At 74.9% G+C, this 16,731-nt stretch carries 16 protein-coding genes; 6 read left to right on the top strand and 10 right to left on the bottom strand.

Features of this window, described 5'->3' with window-relative positions:
- Nucleotides 1-45 precede the first annotated feature (45 nt).
- Complete coding sequence (locus tag ACFXMG_RS05575) at nt 46-1,377, top strand: geranylgeranyl reductase family protein (protein ID WP_383824806.1); 1,332 nt, start codon at nt 46-48, stop codon at nt 1,375-1,377.
- 74 nt (nt 1,378-1,451) lie between these two features.
- Here ACFXMG_RS05575 and ACFXMG_RS05570 read toward each other — a convergent pair whose 3' ends face one another.
- Entirely contained in the window at nt 1,452-1,922 is a 471-nt protein-coding gene (locus ACFXMG_RS05570) for a nitroreductase/quinone reductase family protein (protein ID WP_383824690.1), read from the bottom strand.
- Between the two features lie 196 nt (nt 1,923-2,118).
- Here ACFXMG_RS05570 and ACFXMG_RS05565 point away from each other — a divergent pair, with 196 nt between their 5' ends.
- From ACFXMG_RS05565 to ACFXMG_RS05555, 3 genes are all read left to right on the top strand, one after another.
- Complete coding sequence (locus ACFXMG_RS05565; RefSeq protein ID WP_383824693.1) at nt 2,119-2,835, top strand: TetR/AcrR family transcriptional regulator; 717 nt, start codon at nt 2,119-2,121, stop codon at nt 2,833-2,835.
- A 170-nt stretch (nt 2,836-3,005) separates the two neighbouring features.
- Complete coding sequence (locus ACFXMG_RS05560; RefSeq protein WP_383824696.1) at nt 3,006-4,235, top strand: ROK family protein; 1,230 nt, start codon at nt 3,006-3,008, stop codon at nt 4,233-4,235.
- A 47-nt stretch (nt 4,236-4,282) separates the two neighbouring features.
- Entirely contained in the window at nt 4,283-5,053 is a 771-nt protein-coding gene (locus ACFXMG_RS05555; RefSeq protein ID WP_383824699.1) for an SAM-dependent methyltransferase, read from the top strand.
- A 71-nt stretch (nt 5,054-5,124) separates the two neighbouring features.
- Here the strand turns inward: ACFXMG_RS05555 and ACFXMG_RS05550 are convergent, their stop codons facing one another.
- Nucleotides 5,125-5,712, bottom strand: coding sequence for an ATP-binding protein (locus ACFXMG_RS05550; protein WP_383824702.1), 588 nt, complete (start codon nt 5,710-5,712; stop codon nt 5,125-5,127).
- A gap of 201 nt (nt 5,713-5,913) precedes the next feature.
- On the bottom strand, nt 5,914-6,231 hold the full coding sequence (locus ACFXMG_RS05545; RefSeq protein ID WP_383824705.1) for a hypothetical protein: 318 nt from the start codon (nt 6,229-6,231) through the stop codon (nt 5,914-5,916).
- Between the two features lie 196 nt (nt 6,232-6,427).
- Between ACFXMG_RS05545 and ACFXMG_RS05540 the strand changes: the two genes are divergently transcribed.
- On the top strand, nt 6,428-7,564 hold the full coding sequence (locus tag ACFXMG_RS05540; protein ID WP_383824708.1) for a PLP-dependent cysteine synthase family protein: 1,137 nt from the start codon (nt 6,428-6,430) through the stop codon (nt 7,562-7,564).
- Here ACFXMG_RS05540 and ACFXMG_RS05535 read toward each other — a convergent pair.
- Genes ACFXMG_RS05535 through ACFXMG_RS05525 form a run of 3 tightly spaced genes read right to left on the bottom strand, consistent with a single transcriptional unit; the run spans nt 7,521 to nt 9,348 of the window.
- Nucleotides 7,521-8,024: an SRPBCC family protein gene (locus tag ACFXMG_RS05535; RefSeq protein WP_383824711.1), complete on the bottom strand. Its 504-nt coding sequence runs from the start codon at nt 8,022-8,024 to the stop codon at nt 7,521-7,523. The two genes, ACFXMG_RS05540 and ACFXMG_RS05535, sit on opposite strands and share 44 nt — an antisense overlap.
- A gap of 50 nt (nt 8,025-8,074) precedes the next feature.
- Nucleotides 8,075-8,533 carry an SRPBCC family protein gene (locus tag ACFXMG_RS05530; RefSeq protein WP_383824714.1) on the bottom strand — a complete coding sequence of 153 codons (459 nt, stop codon included), beginning with the start codon at nt 8,531-8,533 and terminating at the stop codon, nt 8,075-8,077.
- Complete coding sequence (locus tag ACFXMG_RS05525) at nt 8,530-9,348, bottom strand: DeoR/GlpR family DNA-binding transcription regulator (RefSeq protein WP_383824717.1); 819 nt, start codon at nt 9,346-9,348, stop codon at nt 8,530-8,532. The genes ACFXMG_RS05530 and ACFXMG_RS05525 overlap by 4 nt, the downstream gene beginning before the upstream one ends.
- Nucleotides 9,349-9,483: 135 nt before the next feature.
- Between ACFXMG_RS05525 and ACFXMG_RS05520 the strand changes: the two genes are divergently transcribed.
- A complete protein-coding gene (locus tag ACFXMG_RS05520) occupies nt 9,484-11,844 on the top strand; it encodes a hypothetical protein (protein WP_383824719.1) in 2,361 nt (786 codons plus the stop codon).
- Here the strand turns inward: ACFXMG_RS05520 and ACFXMG_RS05515 are convergent.
- The 4 genes from ACFXMG_RS05515 to ACFXMG_RS05500 form a co-directional block, all read right to left on the bottom strand.
- Nucleotides 11,814-14,237, bottom strand: a complete 2,424-nt coding sequence (locus ACFXMG_RS05515; protein WP_384900185.1) for a right-handed parallel beta-helix repeat-containing protein — start codon at nt 14,235-14,237, stop codon at nt 11,814-11,816. The two genes, ACFXMG_RS05520 and ACFXMG_RS05515, sit on opposite strands and share 31 nt — an antisense overlap.
- 166 nt (nt 14,238-14,403) lie before the next feature.
- Nucleotides 14,404-15,012, bottom strand: a complete 609-nt coding sequence (locus ACFXMG_RS05510; RefSeq protein WP_383824725.1) for a hypothetical protein — start codon at nt 15,010-15,012, stop codon at nt 14,404-14,406.
- Nucleotides 15,013-15,154: 142 nt separating this feature from the next.
- Nucleotides 15,155-15,979 (bottom strand): MOSC domain-containing protein, encoded by an 825-nt coding sequence (locus tag ACFXMG_RS05505; RefSeq protein WP_383824728.1) that lies wholly within the window; start codon nt 15,977-15,979, stop codon nt 15,155-15,157.
- Nucleotides 15,980-16,032: 53 nt separating this feature from the next.
- Entirely contained in the window at nt 16,033-16,563 is a 531-nt protein-coding gene (locus ACFXMG_RS05500) for a DUF6643 family protein (RefSeq protein WP_383824731.1), read from the bottom strand.
- Nucleotides 16,564-16,731 lie beyond the last annotated feature (168 nt).

Genomic DNA, 16,731 nt, shown 5'->3' with positions numbered 1-16,731 from the left:
GACCTCGGCACGGACGTCGGTACGGACGTCGGTACGGAGCTCGGCATGGACCTCGATCAGGAGCGGCCCGAGGTGTGGGACGTCGTGGTCGTCGGGGCCGGCCCGGCCGGCGCTTCGGCGGCGTACGCGGCGGCCGTCGCGGGCCGCCGGGTGCTGCTCCTGGAGAAGGCCGAACTGCCCCGGTACAAGACCTGCGGCGGCGGCATCATCGGCCCCTCCCGCGACTCGCTCCCGCCCGGCTTCGAACTCCCGCTCCAGGACCGCGTGCACGCGGTCACCTTCTCCCTCGACGGCCGCTTCGCCCGCACCCGCCGCTCGCGCCGGATGCTCTTCGGGCTCATCAACCGGCCCGAGTTCGACGCCCAGCTCGTCGAGCACGCGCAGAAGGCCGGCGCCCAGCTCCGCACGGGCGCGACGGTGAGCCGGGTGGAGCAGCACGGGCCCTCCGTGCCGGACCGGCGGACGGTCGCGGTGGTCCTCGCCGACGGCGAGCGGGTCCTCGCGCGCGCCGTGGTCGGCGCGGACGGCAGCGCCAGCCGCATAGGAGCCCATGTCGGGGTGAAGCTCGGCCAGGTCGACCTGGGTCTGGAGGCGGAGATCCCGGTGCCGCCGTCGGTGGCGGAGGACTGGAAGGGCCGAATCCTCATCGACTGGGGCCCGATGCCCGGCAGTTACGGCTGGGTCTTCCCGAAGGGCGACACCCTCACCGTCGGCGTCATCTCGGCGCGCGGCGAGGGCGCGGCCACCAAGCGGTACCTGGAGGACTTCGTCGCCCGGCTCGGCCTCGCCGGCTTCGAGCCCACGATCTCCTCCGGCCACCTCACCCGCTGCCGCACCGACGACTCCCCGCTCTCCCGCGGCCGGGTCCTGGTCTGCGGCGACGCGGCGGGCCTGCTGGAGCCGTGGACCCGCGAGGGCATCTCGTACGCGCTCCGCTCCGGCCGGCTCGCAGGCGAGTGGGCGGTGCGGGTCGCGGAGGCGGGCGACGCGGTGGACGCCCGCCGCCAGGCGCTGAACTACGCGTTCGCGATCAAGGCCGGGCTCGGCGTCGAGATGGCGGTCGGACGGCGCATGCTGGCCGTCTTCGAGCGCCGCCCGGGGCTGCTGCACGCGGTGATCACCGGCGTGCGGCCGGCCTGGAAGGCGTTCGCCGACATCACCCGGGGCTCGGCCACGCTCGGCGGCATGGTCCGCTCGAACGGTCTGGCCCGGCGGGCCATCGACGTCCTCGACAAGCGCATCGACACGGAGTCGGGCGTCGGCCCGGTCGGCCGGGGCGTGACCCGCAAGGACGACGAGGCCGAGGTGGCCGGGGAACCGGCCGAAGGCGCGACGGCGACCGGTACGAAGGACGGCGCGGCGGACGAGGTCTCCTGAGGGACCGGCGCGGCGCCGGAGCGGCGCCGGAGCGGTGAGGGTGGGCGGGACGGACCTCGGGTCCGTGCCCGCCCTCACGCGTTCGCGGCGGGCGTGATGCGGAAGACGGGGTGCTTGGGCGCGATGGCGCGCAGCTCCTCGTCGGTGGAGTCCGGGCCGACGCCGCCGAAGAAGATGCCGACCTCGGCCTTCCAGCGCTTGAGGTAGGCGCGCAGCACCACCACCTTGGCGTCGTCGGCGTCGACGACCTCGGTCGCGGTGAAGGGCTCCACCTGCTTGCCGAGGTGCAGCTCGCCGCCGCCGACGGCCCGCATGTTGCGGGTCCACTGGACGTGACCGCGCGGGGCGACGAGGTAGCGCTCGCCGTCGAGGGTGAGCACGTTCACCGGCGTGGTCCGCCAGGCGCCGCTCTTGCGCCCCCGGACGGCGAGGACCCGCGAGCCCCAGACGCTGATGCCCCGGCGGGTCAGCCAGGCGACGGAGCGGTTGACGACGTTGATGGTGAACCAGCCGGGCTTGATGACGTGGGCGGGGGTGGTGGACATCGGTGCCTCCGGGAGGGGTGACGGGCGGTACGGCGGGTGGGCTACTACCGCAGTGAGCGCCGCTCTCGATTCGTACCGCTTCCCTGAATCGTGAGCACTGCTCTCGCTTGAGAACAGTCTGCACGGATCGGCGCTCTCGAGCAAGAGCAGTGCTCTCATTTCAGTGCGCCGCTCCGAAACATGGCAGACTGCTCTCATGACCACCGTTCAAGGAGCCCGAGCCCGCGCCCGGATCGAGATCACCGCCGCCATCAAGGACGAGGCCCGCCGGCAGCTCGCCGCCGAGGGCGCCGCCAAGCTCTCGCTGCGCGCCGTCGCCCGCGAGCTCGGCATGGTCTCCTCGGCGCTCTACCGCTACTTCCCCAGCCGCGACGACCTGCTGACCGCGCTGATCATCGACGCGTACGACGCCGTCGGCGCCGCCGCGGAGGAGGGCCACGCCACCGCCGCCCGCACCGCGCCGCGCGACCACCTCGCCCAGTGGGCCGCCGTCTGCCGCGCCGTCCGCGCCTGGGCCGTCGCCCACCCCCACGAGTACGCCCTGATCTACGGCTCGCCGGTCCCCGGCTACACCGCCCCGCGGGACACGGTCGGCCCGGCCGCCCGCGTCGGTCTGCTCCTCGTGGCGACCGCGCGCGCCGCGTACCAGGACGAGGGCGTCGCGCTGCCCCCGCTGCCGGACAGCCTCACCCCCGAGGCGGAGCGGCTCGCCGCCGATCTGGCCCCGGACCTGCCGCCCGCGCTCGCCGTCGCCCTCGTCTTCGCGTGGGCGCAGCTCTTCGGCCTGGTCTCGTTCGAGGTGTTCGGCCAGTTCAACCGGGTCGTCGAGGACCGGGACGCCTTCTTCGCCACCGCCGCCGAACGCCTCGGCCGCGAGGTCGGCCTCCTCCCGCGCCCGAAGCCCCGCCACTGAGGCCCGGGGCTCGGTACCCGCAGGCGGCCGGCCCGGATTCCGGCACCGCGAGCCCCGGCCCGTCCGCCCCGCCCGTCCGCGACGGCGCCCGCGCCGCCCGCCCCGCGCCCGCCCCGCGCGCGGTCCGGCCGGTTCCGGCCGGTGGGGCCGATCATGGGAGACTCGGGGCCATGAACGGCAAGGCGACGACGACGCGTACTCGGCTGGACAGGGGGCGCAGCGCGCTCGGCCCCGCGCTGGAGCTGGTGCACACCGGACGGGCGCCGACGCGGGCCGTCCTCACCGCCGAGCTGGGCGTCACCCGCGCCACCGCCGGAGCCGTCGCCGCCGAGCTGGAGGCCCTCGGGCTCATCCGGGTCGACTCCAACCCCGGGGCCGCCGCCGGCTCCCAGGGGCGTCCCTCGCACCGGCTCGCCGTCGACGAGAAGGGGCCCGTGGCGCTCGCCGCGCAGGTCCACGCGGACGGCTTCCGGGCCGCGCTGATCGGCCTCGGCGGCACCCTCGTCGCCACCGTCCCCGGCTCGGTGACGGTCTCGGCCGACCCGGCGCAGGTCCTCGGCGCCGTCGTGGACGCGGGCGCCGCGCTGCTCCGGGAGACCGGGCGGCGCTGCGTCGGCGCCGGCCTCGCCGTGCCGTCCGCGATCGCCGAGCCCGACGGCACCGCGCTCAACCCGCTCCACCTCGCCTGGCCCGCCGGCGCGCCGGTCCGGGACATCTTCGCCGAGCGGATCCGGGACGCCGGCATCGAGGGCCCGGCCTTCACCGCCAACGACGTCAACCTCGCCGCGCTCGCCGAGCACCGGCACGGAGCCGGGCGCGGCGCCCGCGACCTGCTGTGCGTGGCCACCGGACACCGGGGCGTCGGCGGGGCGCTCGTCCTCGACGGGCGGCTCCACACGGGCAGTTCGGGCCTCGCCCTGGAGGTGGGGCACCTGACGGTCCATCCGGAGGGCCGCCCCTGCCACTGCGGCGGCCGCGGCTGCCTGGACGTCGAGACCGACCCGCTGGCCTTCCTCACGGTCGCGGGACGGGCGCCAGGACCCGAGGTGTCCCTGCTCCAGCAGGCCCGCGATCTGCTGCGCACCGCGCCGGACGACCCGGGGGTGCGGGCGGCGGTGGAGGAGCTGATCGACCGTCTCGGCCTGGGCCTCGCCGGTCTGGTGAACATCCTCAACCCGGACCGGATCATCCTCGGCGGGCTCCACCGCGAGCTGCTCGACGCCGACCCGGAGCGGCTCCGCGCGGTCGTCGCCGACCGCAGCCTGTGGGGCCGCAGCGGCGGCGTCCCGATCCTGCCCTGCACTCTGGACCACAACAGCCTGGTCGGCGCGGCCGAACTGGCCTGGCAGCCGGTCCTCGACGACCCCCTGGCCGCCCTGGGCGGCACGGCCAGGCGCTGAGGAAAAGGGGTGGGCGCGGGCGGCCCGGCCCGGTAACGTCCCTCTTCATGATCACTTCCGATGCCGAGCTCCCGCCCCGCCTGGGCAGCCTCACCTTCCACGGCCCGCTCTCCGACGAGCGGGCCGAGCGCCTCGTCCGCCGGATCGTCGACTCCGGCCCCGCCGACGTCCTCGACATCGGCTGCGGCTGGGGCGAGCTTCTCCTCCGCGTCCTCGACGCGGTGCCCGGGGCGAAGGGCATCGGCATCGACATCAACGCCGAGGACCTCGCGCGCGGCCGTACGCTCGCGGCGGAGCGCGGTCTCGCCGACCGGTCCGTCTTCGTCGAGGAGTCCGCGCGCGGCACCGACCGCGGCCCCGTCGACGCGATCCTCTGCCTCGGCTCCAGCCAGGCCCTGTGCGACCCGGAACTGCCCCACGACCCGGCGGAGGCGCTGCGCGAGCTGCGCCGGCTCGTCCGGCCCGGCGGCGTGGTGGTGCTCGGCGAGGGCTTCTGGGAGCGGACCCCGACCGAGGCGGAGCTCGCCGGGATGTGGCCCGGCGCGTCCACGGGCGACCACCTGCTGCTGGGGGAGCTCGTCGACCTGGCGATCGAGGCGGGCTTCCGTCCTGCCTGGATCGAGGCGGCGGGCCGCGACGAGTGGGAGACGTTCGAGTCCGGCTACCGGTACGACACGGAGCTGTGGCTCGCCGCCCACCCCGACCACCCGCTGGCCGCCGAGACCCGCGAGCGCGTCGACCGGCAGCGTTCCACCTGGCTCAACGGCTACCGCAACGTCCTCGGCATCGCCTACCTGACCCTGGTCGCCACGGCCTGACGCCAGGACCCCGAGGCCAGGAGCCCGACGCCAGGACCCTGACGTCAGGAGCCCGACGGCGGAACCCGCCCTCAGGCCCCGCACCCGGCGCTCGCCGCGAGCGCCGGGGCGTCCGCGGGCGCGCCGAGCGGGATCCCCGCCAGCCGGCTGTACGAGACGATCGGGGTCAGCGGCACCAGGTCGAACCCGAGGCCGTACCCGGCCTCGGCACCGGCCATGACCGGCCCGTCGACGCACGGCGGTGCCGTCAGGGTGAACCAGACGACCTTGCCGCTCGCGCCCCGCGGGCGGACGCCCCAGCTGTCGCTGAGCGCCCCGACGATGGCGAGGCCGCGGCCCGAGGTGGCGAGCGCGTCCGGCTCGTCCCAGAGGTCCTCGGCGGCCGACTCCGTCGGCACCGGGATCCGGGGGTCGTTGTCCCGGACCGAGACGGTCAGCCGGTCGAGCAGGAGTTCCAGCTCGACGGTGCACTCCTTGTCGGGCTGCGCATGGCGGTGCACATTGCTCAACAGCTCGGTCACTCCCAGTTGGACGGGATCGACCAGGTCGTCGAGGTTCCAATGGCGCAGATGGGCGGCGACGATCCTGCGGATCTGTCCGATCCGCGACGGCAGGGCCTGGAGCTCTACCGCGTAATACCTGCTCGGCTCGCTGATCACGGCTGCGACTCCCCGAAGTAGTCCTGAAGAAGACGGAGATTCGGATCTGTCATGCGGTACAGCAGGGTGGTGCACTGAGCGCAGTGTCACCACCGGTGAACCCTCAGTGAGGTGGTTCCAGCGTGAACCACCCGTCACCGCCCCGCAACCCGCCGCGAGCTTCCCCAGGTCAGCGCACCGGCGGCGCGATCAGGAGCACGCTCACCTGCCCCCGGCCGCCCGCCTGAGCGCGGCGAGGAACCGGCCCGCCTGTTCGGCGTCCCGGGCGTCGTCCTCCCCGGCGGCGTCCATCGTCAGCCGGTAGCGCGTGCCGTTCACCTTCGCCACCGTCTCGTCCGCCTTCGCGAACCACGGGCGCCCCACCCGCACCGCCTTGACGGGCGCGCTGTCGATCTCGGAGCCGTAACTCGTCAGCAGCGCGAGCCGGCCGTCCTCGATGCGGACCTCCCCGGCCCGGGTGAGCGAGCGCGGCCACCGCGCGATCCGTACGCCCCTGGCGCTGAACTCCGGTTCCGCCATGCCGTTCCACCCCTTCCGACGTGCCCGTCCCTCCCAGTGTGCCGGGCCGTCGGCGCGGGCACCAGAGACCCTCGTACACCTGCTCCCCAAGGCGTTCCTATGGAGCGTCAAAGAGATCGTTTGCCCAGGTGGGAGGGGTATCGTCGAGGGTGGGAAGCCAGGGTCCGACCCCGGCGGGACAGCGAGGAGAGAACCGTTGAGCACCATCCCCCGACCCCCTCAGGATGCGGCCGCCATCGCCACCGTGGACGTCGACCGCAGCGATCCGGCCTACCGCGCGTGGCTGAAGGAGGCCGTCCGCAAGGTCCAGGCCGACGCCAACCGCTCCGCCGACACCCACCTCCTGCGCTTCCCGCTCCCCGAGAAGTGGGGGATCGACCTGTACCTCAAGGACGAGTCCACCCACCCCACGGGCAGCCTCAAGCACCGGCTGGCCCGCTCGCTCTTCCTGTACGCGCTCTGCAACGGCTGGATCCGCCCCGGGAAGCCCGTCATCGAGGCGTCCAGCGGCTCGACGGCCGTCTCCGAGGCGTACTTCGCCAAGCTCATCGGCGTCCCCTTCGTCGCCGTGATGCCCCGCACGACCAGCCCCGAGAAGTGCCGGCTCATCGAATTCCACGGCGGGCAGTGCCACTTCGTCGACGACTCGCGCCGGATGTACGAGGAGGCCGCGGCGCTCGCGGCGCGCACCGGCGGCCACTACATGGACCAGTTCACCTACGCCGAGCGGGCCACCGACTGGCGGGGCAACAACAACATCGCCGAGTCGATCTACCAGCAGCTCCGGCTGGAGCGCTACCCGGAGCCGGCCTGGATCGTGGCCACCGCGGGCACCGGCGGCACCTCCGCCACCATCGCCCGCTACGTCCACTACACGCAGCAGGACACCCGGATCTGCGTCGCCGACCCGGAGAACTCGTGCTTCTTCGACGGCTGGGTGCACCACGACCCGGACGCCACCTCCGACTGCGGCTCCCGCATCGAGGGCATCGGCAGGCCCCGGATGGAGCCCAGCTTCGTGCCCGGCGCCGTCGACCGCATGATGAAGGTCCCGGACGCGGCGAGCGTCGCCGCCGTCCGCGCCCTGGAGACCGCGATCGGGCGGAAGGCCGGCGGCTCCACCGGCACCGGCCTGTGGAGCGCCTTCAAGATCGTCGCCGAGATGGTCGCCGAGGAGCGCACCGGCAGCGTCGTCACCCTCTTCTGCGACCCCGGCGACCGCTACCTGGACAAGTACTACTCGGACGCCTGGCTCGCCGAACAGGGCCTCGACATCGCCCCGTACACCGTCACGGTCGAGCGCTTCCTGGCGACGGGCGTCTGGCCGGAGTGAGCCGCCGGTCCAGCAGGGCCGCGGCCCGGCGGAAGGACAGGCCCAGGCCGGGCGACGCCAGCCGCAGTCCGGCGCGGAACGGGGCGGGGCCGTCGGCCGCCATCGTCCAGCGCAGCCGGGTCCCGGTGCCCTCCGGCGCCAGGGCCCACTCCTCGGCCAGCGCGGACACCGCGGGCGCGTTGGTGAGGTCGACCCGGTAGGCGTAGCGGAGGTCCGGCTCGGCGGCCAGGATGGTCTCCTCGAAGCGGATCCCGCCGCGCAGCCGGATCGTCCGGCGCGCGCCGTCGTCCAGCGGGACGGCCGAGGCGACCGGGGTGAACCAGGCGGGCAGGCTGCCCACTTCGACCGCTATCGAGCGGAAGACCGCCGGGGGCGGTGCCTGGAGCGTGGCCTCGAAGGCGAGGCGGACGGGGGCGACGGCGGTGAAGTCGAGCTCCACCGGCCGCAGTCGGCGTTGCATGGACAGGACCTCCCGGATCGAGTGGAAGAGGAAACCTAGCTGACGGAGCGTCAGGGCGAAAGCCTGTTCGGCGAAGGCGCGTCGAGCAGTCCGTCCAGCGCCCGGCCGAAGACGACCCGGCCCGCCCGCGCCAGCACCCCGTCGAAGGCCCGCGGCAGCCCGCGTACCGACAGCTCCTCGGTCCACACCACCCGGGAGCCCCCACCCTCCGCCGCCACCTCGATCTCGGCCCAACCCCGCACCAGCCGCCCGTACTTCGCCAGCCGGCACACCCCCGGCCGGTCCCCGCGCGGCGGCTCCCAGCGGACCACCTCCATCGGGTCGTCGAAGCCCAGCGGGCCCAGCCCGGTCCGCGCGGTGAACCGCGTCCCGGCCCCGCTCGGACCCGGAGTCAGGACCGTCGTACGCGTCAGCGGCACCTGCCGGCCGTGCGCCGGCCAGTCGGTCAGCCGCCGCCACGCCTCCTCCGGCGCCAGCGGCACCGAGCGCGCCACCCGGAACGGGCTCACGCAGCCGTCTCCCCGGCCACCAGCAGCCCCGGCACGTGCTCGGCGACCTCGGCCCGCACCTCCGCGGCCATGCCCCGGTCCGTCACCCAGGTGTCCACCTCGTCCAGCGTGCCGAACGAACTCAGGCCCACCGTCCCCCACTTGGTGTGGTCCGCGACCACCACCACCCGGCGCGCCGACCGGATCAGACACCCGTTGGTCTCCGCCTCCGCCAGGTTGGGCGTCGACAGGCCCGCCTCGACCGACAGGCCGTGCACCCCGAGGAAGAGCAGGTCGAAGTGGAGCGAGCGGACCGCCCGGTCCGCCACCGGCCCCACCAGCGCGTCCGACGGCGTCCGCACCCCGCCCGTCAGCACCACCGTCGGCGCCCGCCGGCCCTCGCCGGCCGTCTGGCGCGCCTCGTGGAAGACGTCCGCCACCCGGACCGAGTTCGTCACCACGGTCAGGTCCGGCACGTCGAGCAGGTGCCGCGCCAGCGCGTACGTCGTCGTCCCGCCGGACAGCGCGATCGCCGAACCCGGCAGCACCAGCGCCGCCGCCTCCCGCGCGATCTCGTCCTTCGCGCTCGGCTCCAGCACCGACTTCGCCTCGAACCCCGGCTCGTGCGTGCTCGGCTCCGTCACCGGCACCGCCCCGCCGTGCACCTTCGCGACCATGCCCTGCCGGGCCAGCGCGTCCAGGTCACGGCGGATCGTCATGTCCGAGACGCTGAGCCGCCGCGTCAGCTCGTTGACCCGTACGCCGCCGCGCCGCCGCACCTCGTCGAGGATCAGGGCGCGCCGCTGCTCCGCGAGGAGGTTCTGATTGTCAGTCACCGCCGGGGCCGGTCCTTCCGCAGGAGACGAGGGGATGGCTGTCGGATTCGGTGAGAGACCGTGCGCGGGCGCACGGTCGTCCGCGATCCTGGAGCCGACGTCGCATCCTCCCACTCACGAGAGGAAGACTCCTAAGTGTCCCCTGCCACACCCGCCCCGGAGCACGGGGGCGCGGCGCTCGAACTCCTCGTCCACGGAGTCGGCGGAGCCACCCCCCAGTCCATGCTCGACGACCCCAGGACCGTACGGATCACCGGCGACGAGACCGCCGCCGTGCACCGGCGCGCCGAGGACCTCGACGCCGAGGACCACCCCGAGCGGTACGCGGCCCGGCCGGTGCCGGAGGCGTACGTCTGGTCGAACCTGACCTCGGGCGACGGCGCCCGCGCCCTGTGGCTGCTGCTCCTGCCCTTCATGGTGGTCAACCTCGCGCACTGGATGCGCCCGCCCGCCCCCGGCCGCCCCGGCCTCGTCCGCCTCTACGGCGTCCTCGTCCGCCTCCTCGCCCTCAGCCTCACCGTGCTGCTCACCGCCGCCGTCTGCGAGGTCGCCCTCGACCTGACGGCCTGGCAGTGCGCCGGGACCGCCGCCTGCGCCGACGGGCGCGCCTGGCTCGGCTTCCTCTCCGCCGACCGGGGCGGCTGGTGGTCGGGCCCCGGCCGCCGGCTCGCCCTCGCCGCCGTCCTCCCGACCGCCCTCGTCGCCCTCCTCTGGTACCTCTCCCACCGCACGTGGAGCGCGTACGAGGCCCAGCGCCCGCCCACCGAGGACGACACCGCCACCCCCGCCCCCGTACCGTCCGAGGACCCGCGGCCCGCGCTCGGCCGGCCCGGATTCTGGTACGGGAGGCGGCTCGTCGCCCGGCTGCGCGCCGCGCACACCGCCGCCGGCTTCCTCACCGTGGCCGGCGCGCTGGCCGCCGCCCCCGCCCGGCAGGACACCGGTACCCTCGCCACCACCGGACTCGTCCTGCGAGCCGCCCTGGTGGGATGCGCCGTCCTGGTCCTCTGGTCGGTCTGCGGCCGGGGCCGCAGCGAACGCAGGCTCGACCAGCGCGTCGAGAGCGTCGTCTTCACCCGCCTGCCCACCCTCGCCCTCGCCCTGCTCGCGCTGACCGCCCTGCACACCGCGTGGGACCGGCCCGGCTGGAGCTCCGGCGGCAGCCTGCCGGGGAACGTGCTCTTCGGGGCGCTCACCCTCGCCCAGGGCGGCCTCGTCGTCGCCCTCGGCGCCGTCGCCCTGCTGCTCCAGCGGCCCCGGCGCGACCCGCGTACCGCCCTCGCCGGGCTCGGCGGGCCCGCCACCGCCATGCTGGCCTGCGCGCTGGGCGGGGTCATGTCCGGCGGCGTCGCCCAGTGGGTCGCGGACTGGCTCGACGGCTCCGCCACCCCCGGCAGCCGGACCAGCCCCCTCGTCGGACCGCCGGTCCTGCTCAGCTGGCAGGCGTCCGTCATCCCCGTCCTGCTCCTGCTGCTGCTCGTGCCCGCCGTCCTCCTCGGCGTCCGGACCCACCTCGCGACCCGCCGGCTGCGGGCCGCCGTCGAGGCCGACTACGCCGACGAGAGCCCCGATCCGGTCCGTACCGGCCAGATCGCCGCGAGCCGCGCCCGCGCCTCGCTCACCGACTCCGCCCCCGTCCTCATCGCCGTCGTCTCCGGTACGGCGCTGCTTCTGGGCGCCGCCTCGGTGGCCGGAGCCTGGGCCAGCGACCAGGTCCCCGGCCGTGCCTTCGCCGACGCCCACCCCGCGATCGCCGGTCTCGCGACCACCACCCAGGCGCTCGGCTCGTGGATGATCGGCTTCGGCTTCCTGCTCTTCGTCACCTGGGGCCGCCGCGCCTACCGCGACGCCTCGGCCCGCCGCACCATCGGCATCCTGTGGGACGTCGGCACCTTCTGGCCGCGCGCCGCCCACCCCTTCGCACCGCCCTGCTACGCGGAGCGGGCGGTGCCCGACCTCACCTGGCGGATGCGCTCCTGGACCCGGCACACCGGCGGCCGGCTCGTCATCTCCGGCCACTCCCAGGGCAGCGTCCTCGCCGCCGCGGCCGTCTGGCAACTGCCGTCCGGGACCCGCTCCCGGGTCGCGCTCCTCACCTACGGCTCCCCGCTGGAACGGCTCTACGGGCGCTGGTTCCCCGCCTACTTCGGCCCCGAGGCGCTGCGCGGACTCCACCGGGCCGTGCACTGCTGGACCAACCTGCACCGCGCCACCGACCCCATCGGCGGCCCGGTCCGCGTCCCGGCCGAGGACGGCCGCCCGGGCGTCGACGCCCCGGTGCTGCGCGACCCCGTCGCGTACGGACGCACCCGCGCCCACCCGCTGCCGGAACCGGTCCTCGGCCACTCCGACTACCAGGCCGACCCGGCCTTCGCCTGCTGCCGGGCCGCGCTCCTGGACCGCCTGCCACCCGCCCTGCCCCATCAGCGAGGTGCCGAGGAGACCCAGGATCAAGAGACCCCGGATCAGGGAAGGTCGGGCAGGTCCTCCGGATAGAGCAGGGTCAGGTCGTCCGTGCTCGCCTCGGCGAGCACGGCGACCCGGCCCGCGTGCCGCTCCACCATCGACTCGAAGGTCTGCCGCGCGGTCCGCCCGTTGCCGAACGCCGGGCCCTTCGGCAGCTTCTCGAAGTACGTGAGGAGGGCGTCGTCCGCGCCCTCCGCGAGCCGGTACTCGTGCTCGTCCGTCTGCTGCCGCACGATCCGCAGCAGCTCCTCCGGCGTGTAGTCGCCGAAGCTGATGGTCCGTGAAAAACGAGACGCCACACCGGGGTTGACGGTCAGGAACCGCTCCATCTCGGCCGTGTATCCGGCCACGATCACCACCACCGCGTCCCGATGGTCCTCCATCAGCTTCACGAGCGTGTCGATCGCCTCGCGCCCGAAGTCCCGGCCCGAGTCCTCCGGCGACAGCGCGTACGCCTCGTCCACGAAGAGCACCCCGCCGCGCGCGCGGTCGAACGCCTCCTGGGTGCGGATCGCGGTCGAGCCGATGTGCTCGCCGACCAGGTCGACCCGGGAGACCTCCACCAGATGCCCGCGCTCCAGCACGCCGAGCGAGGCGAGGATCTCCCCGTAGAGACGGGCGACGGTCGTCTTGCCGGTGCCGGGGTTGCCGGTGAAGACGAGATGGCGGCGGACCGAGGCGGCCTTCAGCCCGGCCTCCTGCCGCTTCCGGCCCACCTCGATCATGTTGGTGAGCGTCCGCACCTCGTGCTTGACGCTGTCCAGGCCGACCAGCGCGTCGAGCGCGCCGAGCACGTCATCCGAGGACCGGGGCTCGGGGACCGGGGCGGGCGCCGGCGCGGGGGCGGCCGTTGCGCCGGTACGCGGCGGGGGGAACGCGCCGAGCAGGCCGGGGGAGTGCTGGGCGGCCGTCAGGACCGGCGCCGCCACGGGCTCGGGCACCGGCGGGGTCCGTACGGCGCTCTCGTCGCCGGTGCAGTCCTCGACCACCGGCCCGTCCTCGGGGAACTCGTACCCCCCGCGCGCGCACCGCTCGGTCCGGCAGCGGCGCAGCACGGTCCGGCAGCCGTCCATGATGTGGAAGCCGTAGCCGCCGCTGCCGGTGACCCGGCAGCCGAGGAAGGTGCCGCGGCCTTCCGCCGAGACGTAGAACCCGGCCTCGGCGGGGGAGGTGACCACGCACCGCTCCACCGTGGGGTCGGCGCCCTTGGTGACGATGACGCCCGTCTGCACGGTGTCCACGGTGCAGTTGGCGAGGGTGCCGCCGCTGCCGTGGTCGCGGAACCACGCCCCGGTGGACGCCTCCTTGATCCGGCAGTCGTCGAGCTGGGCGGTGGCGCCGTCGCTCACCGACACGGCGGTGTTCCGCACCTGCGTGAGGTCGCTGTCCACGACGTCCACCCGGGAGCCCCGGTCCAGCACGAACAGCGCGTCCGGCACGTCGTGCACCCGGCACGCGTCGAGGACGGCGCTCGCCCCGTCGCTCACCCACACCGCCGGGTAGTCGCCGGTGCTGTCGTGGATCTCGCACTGGTGCGCGTCCACGCGCGTGCCGGGGTCCCACACGGACAGGCCGTTGCGCCCGAACCGGCGCACGGTGGACCGGGTGAGCGTGAGCACCGAGCGGGACCGCAGGTCCACCGCGTTCTCCGGCACGTCGTGGATGTCGCAGTCGGAGAGCGTCAGCACGGCGTCCGTGTCCAGGGTGACGCCGTCGGCGGAGGTGCGGTGCACGGAGGAGTCGACGAGGTGCGCGGTGGCGCGGCCCGCGATCTGGAGTCCGGCGCCCTTGATCTCGTACACCTCGCAGCCGATGCCCTCCAGGCCGCTGCCCTCGCCGGTGACGGCGATCCCGGCCCCGGAGGCGTGGTGCACCCGGCAGCGCTCCAGCCGGGGGTGCGCGCCGCCGCGCACGGAGACACCGGCCTGTCCGGCCGCGACGACCTCGCACTCCTCGAAGACCCCGCCCGCGCCGTCGACGGCGGCGATGCCGACGCCAGCCGGGTTGTCGACGGTGCAGCGCCGGACGGTCGGCCGGGCCTGCCCGCGTACCTCGATCCCGGCGGCGGAGCGCGTCATGATGCGCAGGTCGAGCAGTTCGGGCGTGCCGTCCTCGACGAGCAGCGCGGGCGCCGCCACGTCCTGGCCCTCGATGTGCAGGTCCTGCACGATGGCCGAGGCGCGCAACGTGAGCGGCACGCCGTCGGGCGGCGCGATCCGCACCGGGCCCGCTCCGTCCTCGGGTCCCCGCAGGGTGACCGCCCGGGTCACGACGAGGTTCTCGCGGTACGTGCCGGGCGCGACGGTGAGGACGTCGCCGTCACCGGCCGCTTCCAGCGCGGCGGCGAGGGAGGCGTACTCGCCCGTGCGGCGCCGCCACCGCGACGTTCCGGTGTGCGTCACCTGGACCGTGCCCTGTGCCATGGGTGTGCTCTGCCCCCGCCTCGTGCGATTGGATCCAGGATCCGGTCTCCTGGATGGTGGATCCGATGCCCCACCGTAGCGCGGACGGCGGCGCGGGGTTGACGGGTCGTCGAGCCGTACCCGTACGGGGCACGGAACGCGTGGTTCCAGGGAGGCGGGAAGGGGGTCAGCTGCCGGCGTCGGTGCGTCCCCAGTCGGGGCCGACGGACGCCCAGGCGCGGTCCAGGCGCGCGTACCGGCGGAAGCGCAGCCGCCGCATGACCAGCCGCCGGACGATCTCCACCCCGAGTCCGGCGAGGAGCGCGGCCGTCAGCCCGGCGATGAAGGCGTGGGCCCGGGCGGTGTCGCGGGCCAGCGGCGCGGCCACGGCCCGCCCGTCCCGGTCGGTCCAGAGCGTGAAGGAGTCGCCGGGCGAGGAGCTGCCCCGGGAGGTGGAGACCGTTCCCGTGCGGACGGTGCCGTCGGGGGCGGTCCAGCGGGCCACGACCGTGCGCCGGAACCGCTGTTCGGCCGCCTGGTCGGTCGACGCGGAGGCGTTCGGCGGCGTCGGGGCGGGCCGGAGCACCTGGGCGGTGGTCGCGGCGCGCCCCGCCTGCTGGGCGCGGACCGCGCGCTGGAGCGACTGCTGTGCGGAGGAGTGGGCCGTCCAGCCGGCCAGGGGCATGGCCACGCACAGCGTGACGGCGGCCACGAGTGCCACCCACGCCTCGACCAGGTCCGTCGTCCGGCGCAGGGGATTGCGTCGCCAGCGCCAGAGTCCGGTGACTGCGCGCATGTGCGGGAACCCCCTCGTTCGTCGCTCCTTGGACGAGTGTGCCTGCGGGGCGCCGGGTTCGCCTGTCGAGCGGGGTGCGGCGGGTCGCGGACCGGAGAGGGCGGAGAGGGCGGCAGGCGGGGGAGGGAGCGAGCCCCGGGGGTCAGTCGAGGATCTTCACCTGGTCGCCGACGCGGACGGTGCCGGGGTGCTCGGGGACGAGGTTCTGGCCGAAGACCAGCTTGCCGTTGAGCTTGCGGTGCCGGCCGAGCGTCCGCAGGGGCTCCTTGCCGCGCGCGGCGGTCGTCTGGTCGGTGGTGGTCACCACGCACCGCCCGCACGGCTTGACCACCCGGAAGGTCACCTCGCCCACGGCCAGCCGGGTCCAGCCGTCCTCCGCCCACGCCTCGGTGCCTTCGACGACCAGGTTGGGCCGGAAGCGGGTCATGGGCAGCGGGCCCTCGTCGGCGTGGTCGCCCTGCTCGATCAGCGCGTTGAGCGCGTCGAGGGAGCCGGTGGAGGTCACGAGGAGCGGGTAGCCGTCGGCGAGGCTGACGGTCTCGCCGGGGAGCGCGTACCCGGGCTCGATCGGCCGCCGGTGCTCGGGCGCGTCCAGGTGCACGAGGCGCGCGTCGGTCTCCAGGTAGGCGGAGAACCAGGCGGCGGCCGGCTCGCCGGCGGGCACCGTCTCCACGGCCTGGTCGAAGATCTCCATGGTCAGCGTCGCCGAGGGCTCCGGCACCGCGACCACCAGCGGCTCCAGGCCGGGCGCGGTCAGCCGCAGGCCGCCGTCCGGGAGGGGTTCGGCGGCGGCGAGGGCGAGCCGGGGGTGCCGGCGCTGGGTCATGACCGAGCCGTCGGCGTCGACGACCGCCCAGCGGCGGTCGTGCGCGAGGCCCCAGGGCTGCACCTCGGCCTCCGCGCGGTCGAGCGCGCGCAGGGCCTTCACCGGATGGATGTGGACGGAGCGGAGGACGGGATCAGTCATGGACTCATCCTGCCAGCCGCTCCGTCCCAGGTGGGACCGGGTCCGCGGGCCCGTCAGTAACCGCCGCCCTGGTAGGGGCGGTTGTACGGGTCGTGGTACTGCGCGGGGGCCGGGACCGGCGCCGGCGCGGGGCGCGGGGCGGCCGGGCGCATCGCCTCGTAGCCGGTGGCCATCGGGCGGGCCGGCTGCGGGACCGGTCCCCCCGGGTAGCCGCGCGGCGGCGCGGGCTGCTGCGGGATGTACGGCGTGGGCGCCGGCTGGAGCGGCGCGGGCGCCATCTGCGGGGCCTGCTGCGGATATCCGTAGCCGCCGCCGTGATAGGAGGGCGCCGGCTGGGGGGACGGCGCCGACGGGAGGGCGGGCAGGGCCGCCGGGAGCGCCGGCAGATAGGAGCCGGTCGGCGCGGGCGGCTGGTAACCGCCGGGAGCCGGGTAACCGACGGGGGCCTCGTACGCGGCGGGCACTCGGATCGGGGCGATCTGAGGCGTGCCCCGCTCCGCGACCAGGGAGTCGTAGATAGGGGTGTCCGGGAAGGACGGCGCGGTGTGGTAACCGCCTCCATAGCTGGAGCGGGGGGAGGTCATGGCACATAAGTTAAGCCCACGATCTGCCGATTGGGGAGCCTGCTCATCACCTTCTTTGACAGGGTTCTGACGGTCGCGGACCCCCAACCCGAGCGAACATGCCAAAAACGGGCACGGCGCTGTCCCGTGATCGCGTAAAACCCGAGCTGAGAGGGGGTTACCGGTGGG

The organism is Streptomyces sp. NPDC059201 (assembly GCF_042754585.1).
Lineage (GTDB): Bacteria > Actinomycetota > Actinomycetes > Streptomycetales > Streptomycetaceae > Streptomyces.
Note: the sequence above shows the minus strand (reverse complement) of the source record. Positions and strands in the feature narration are given on the sequence as shown.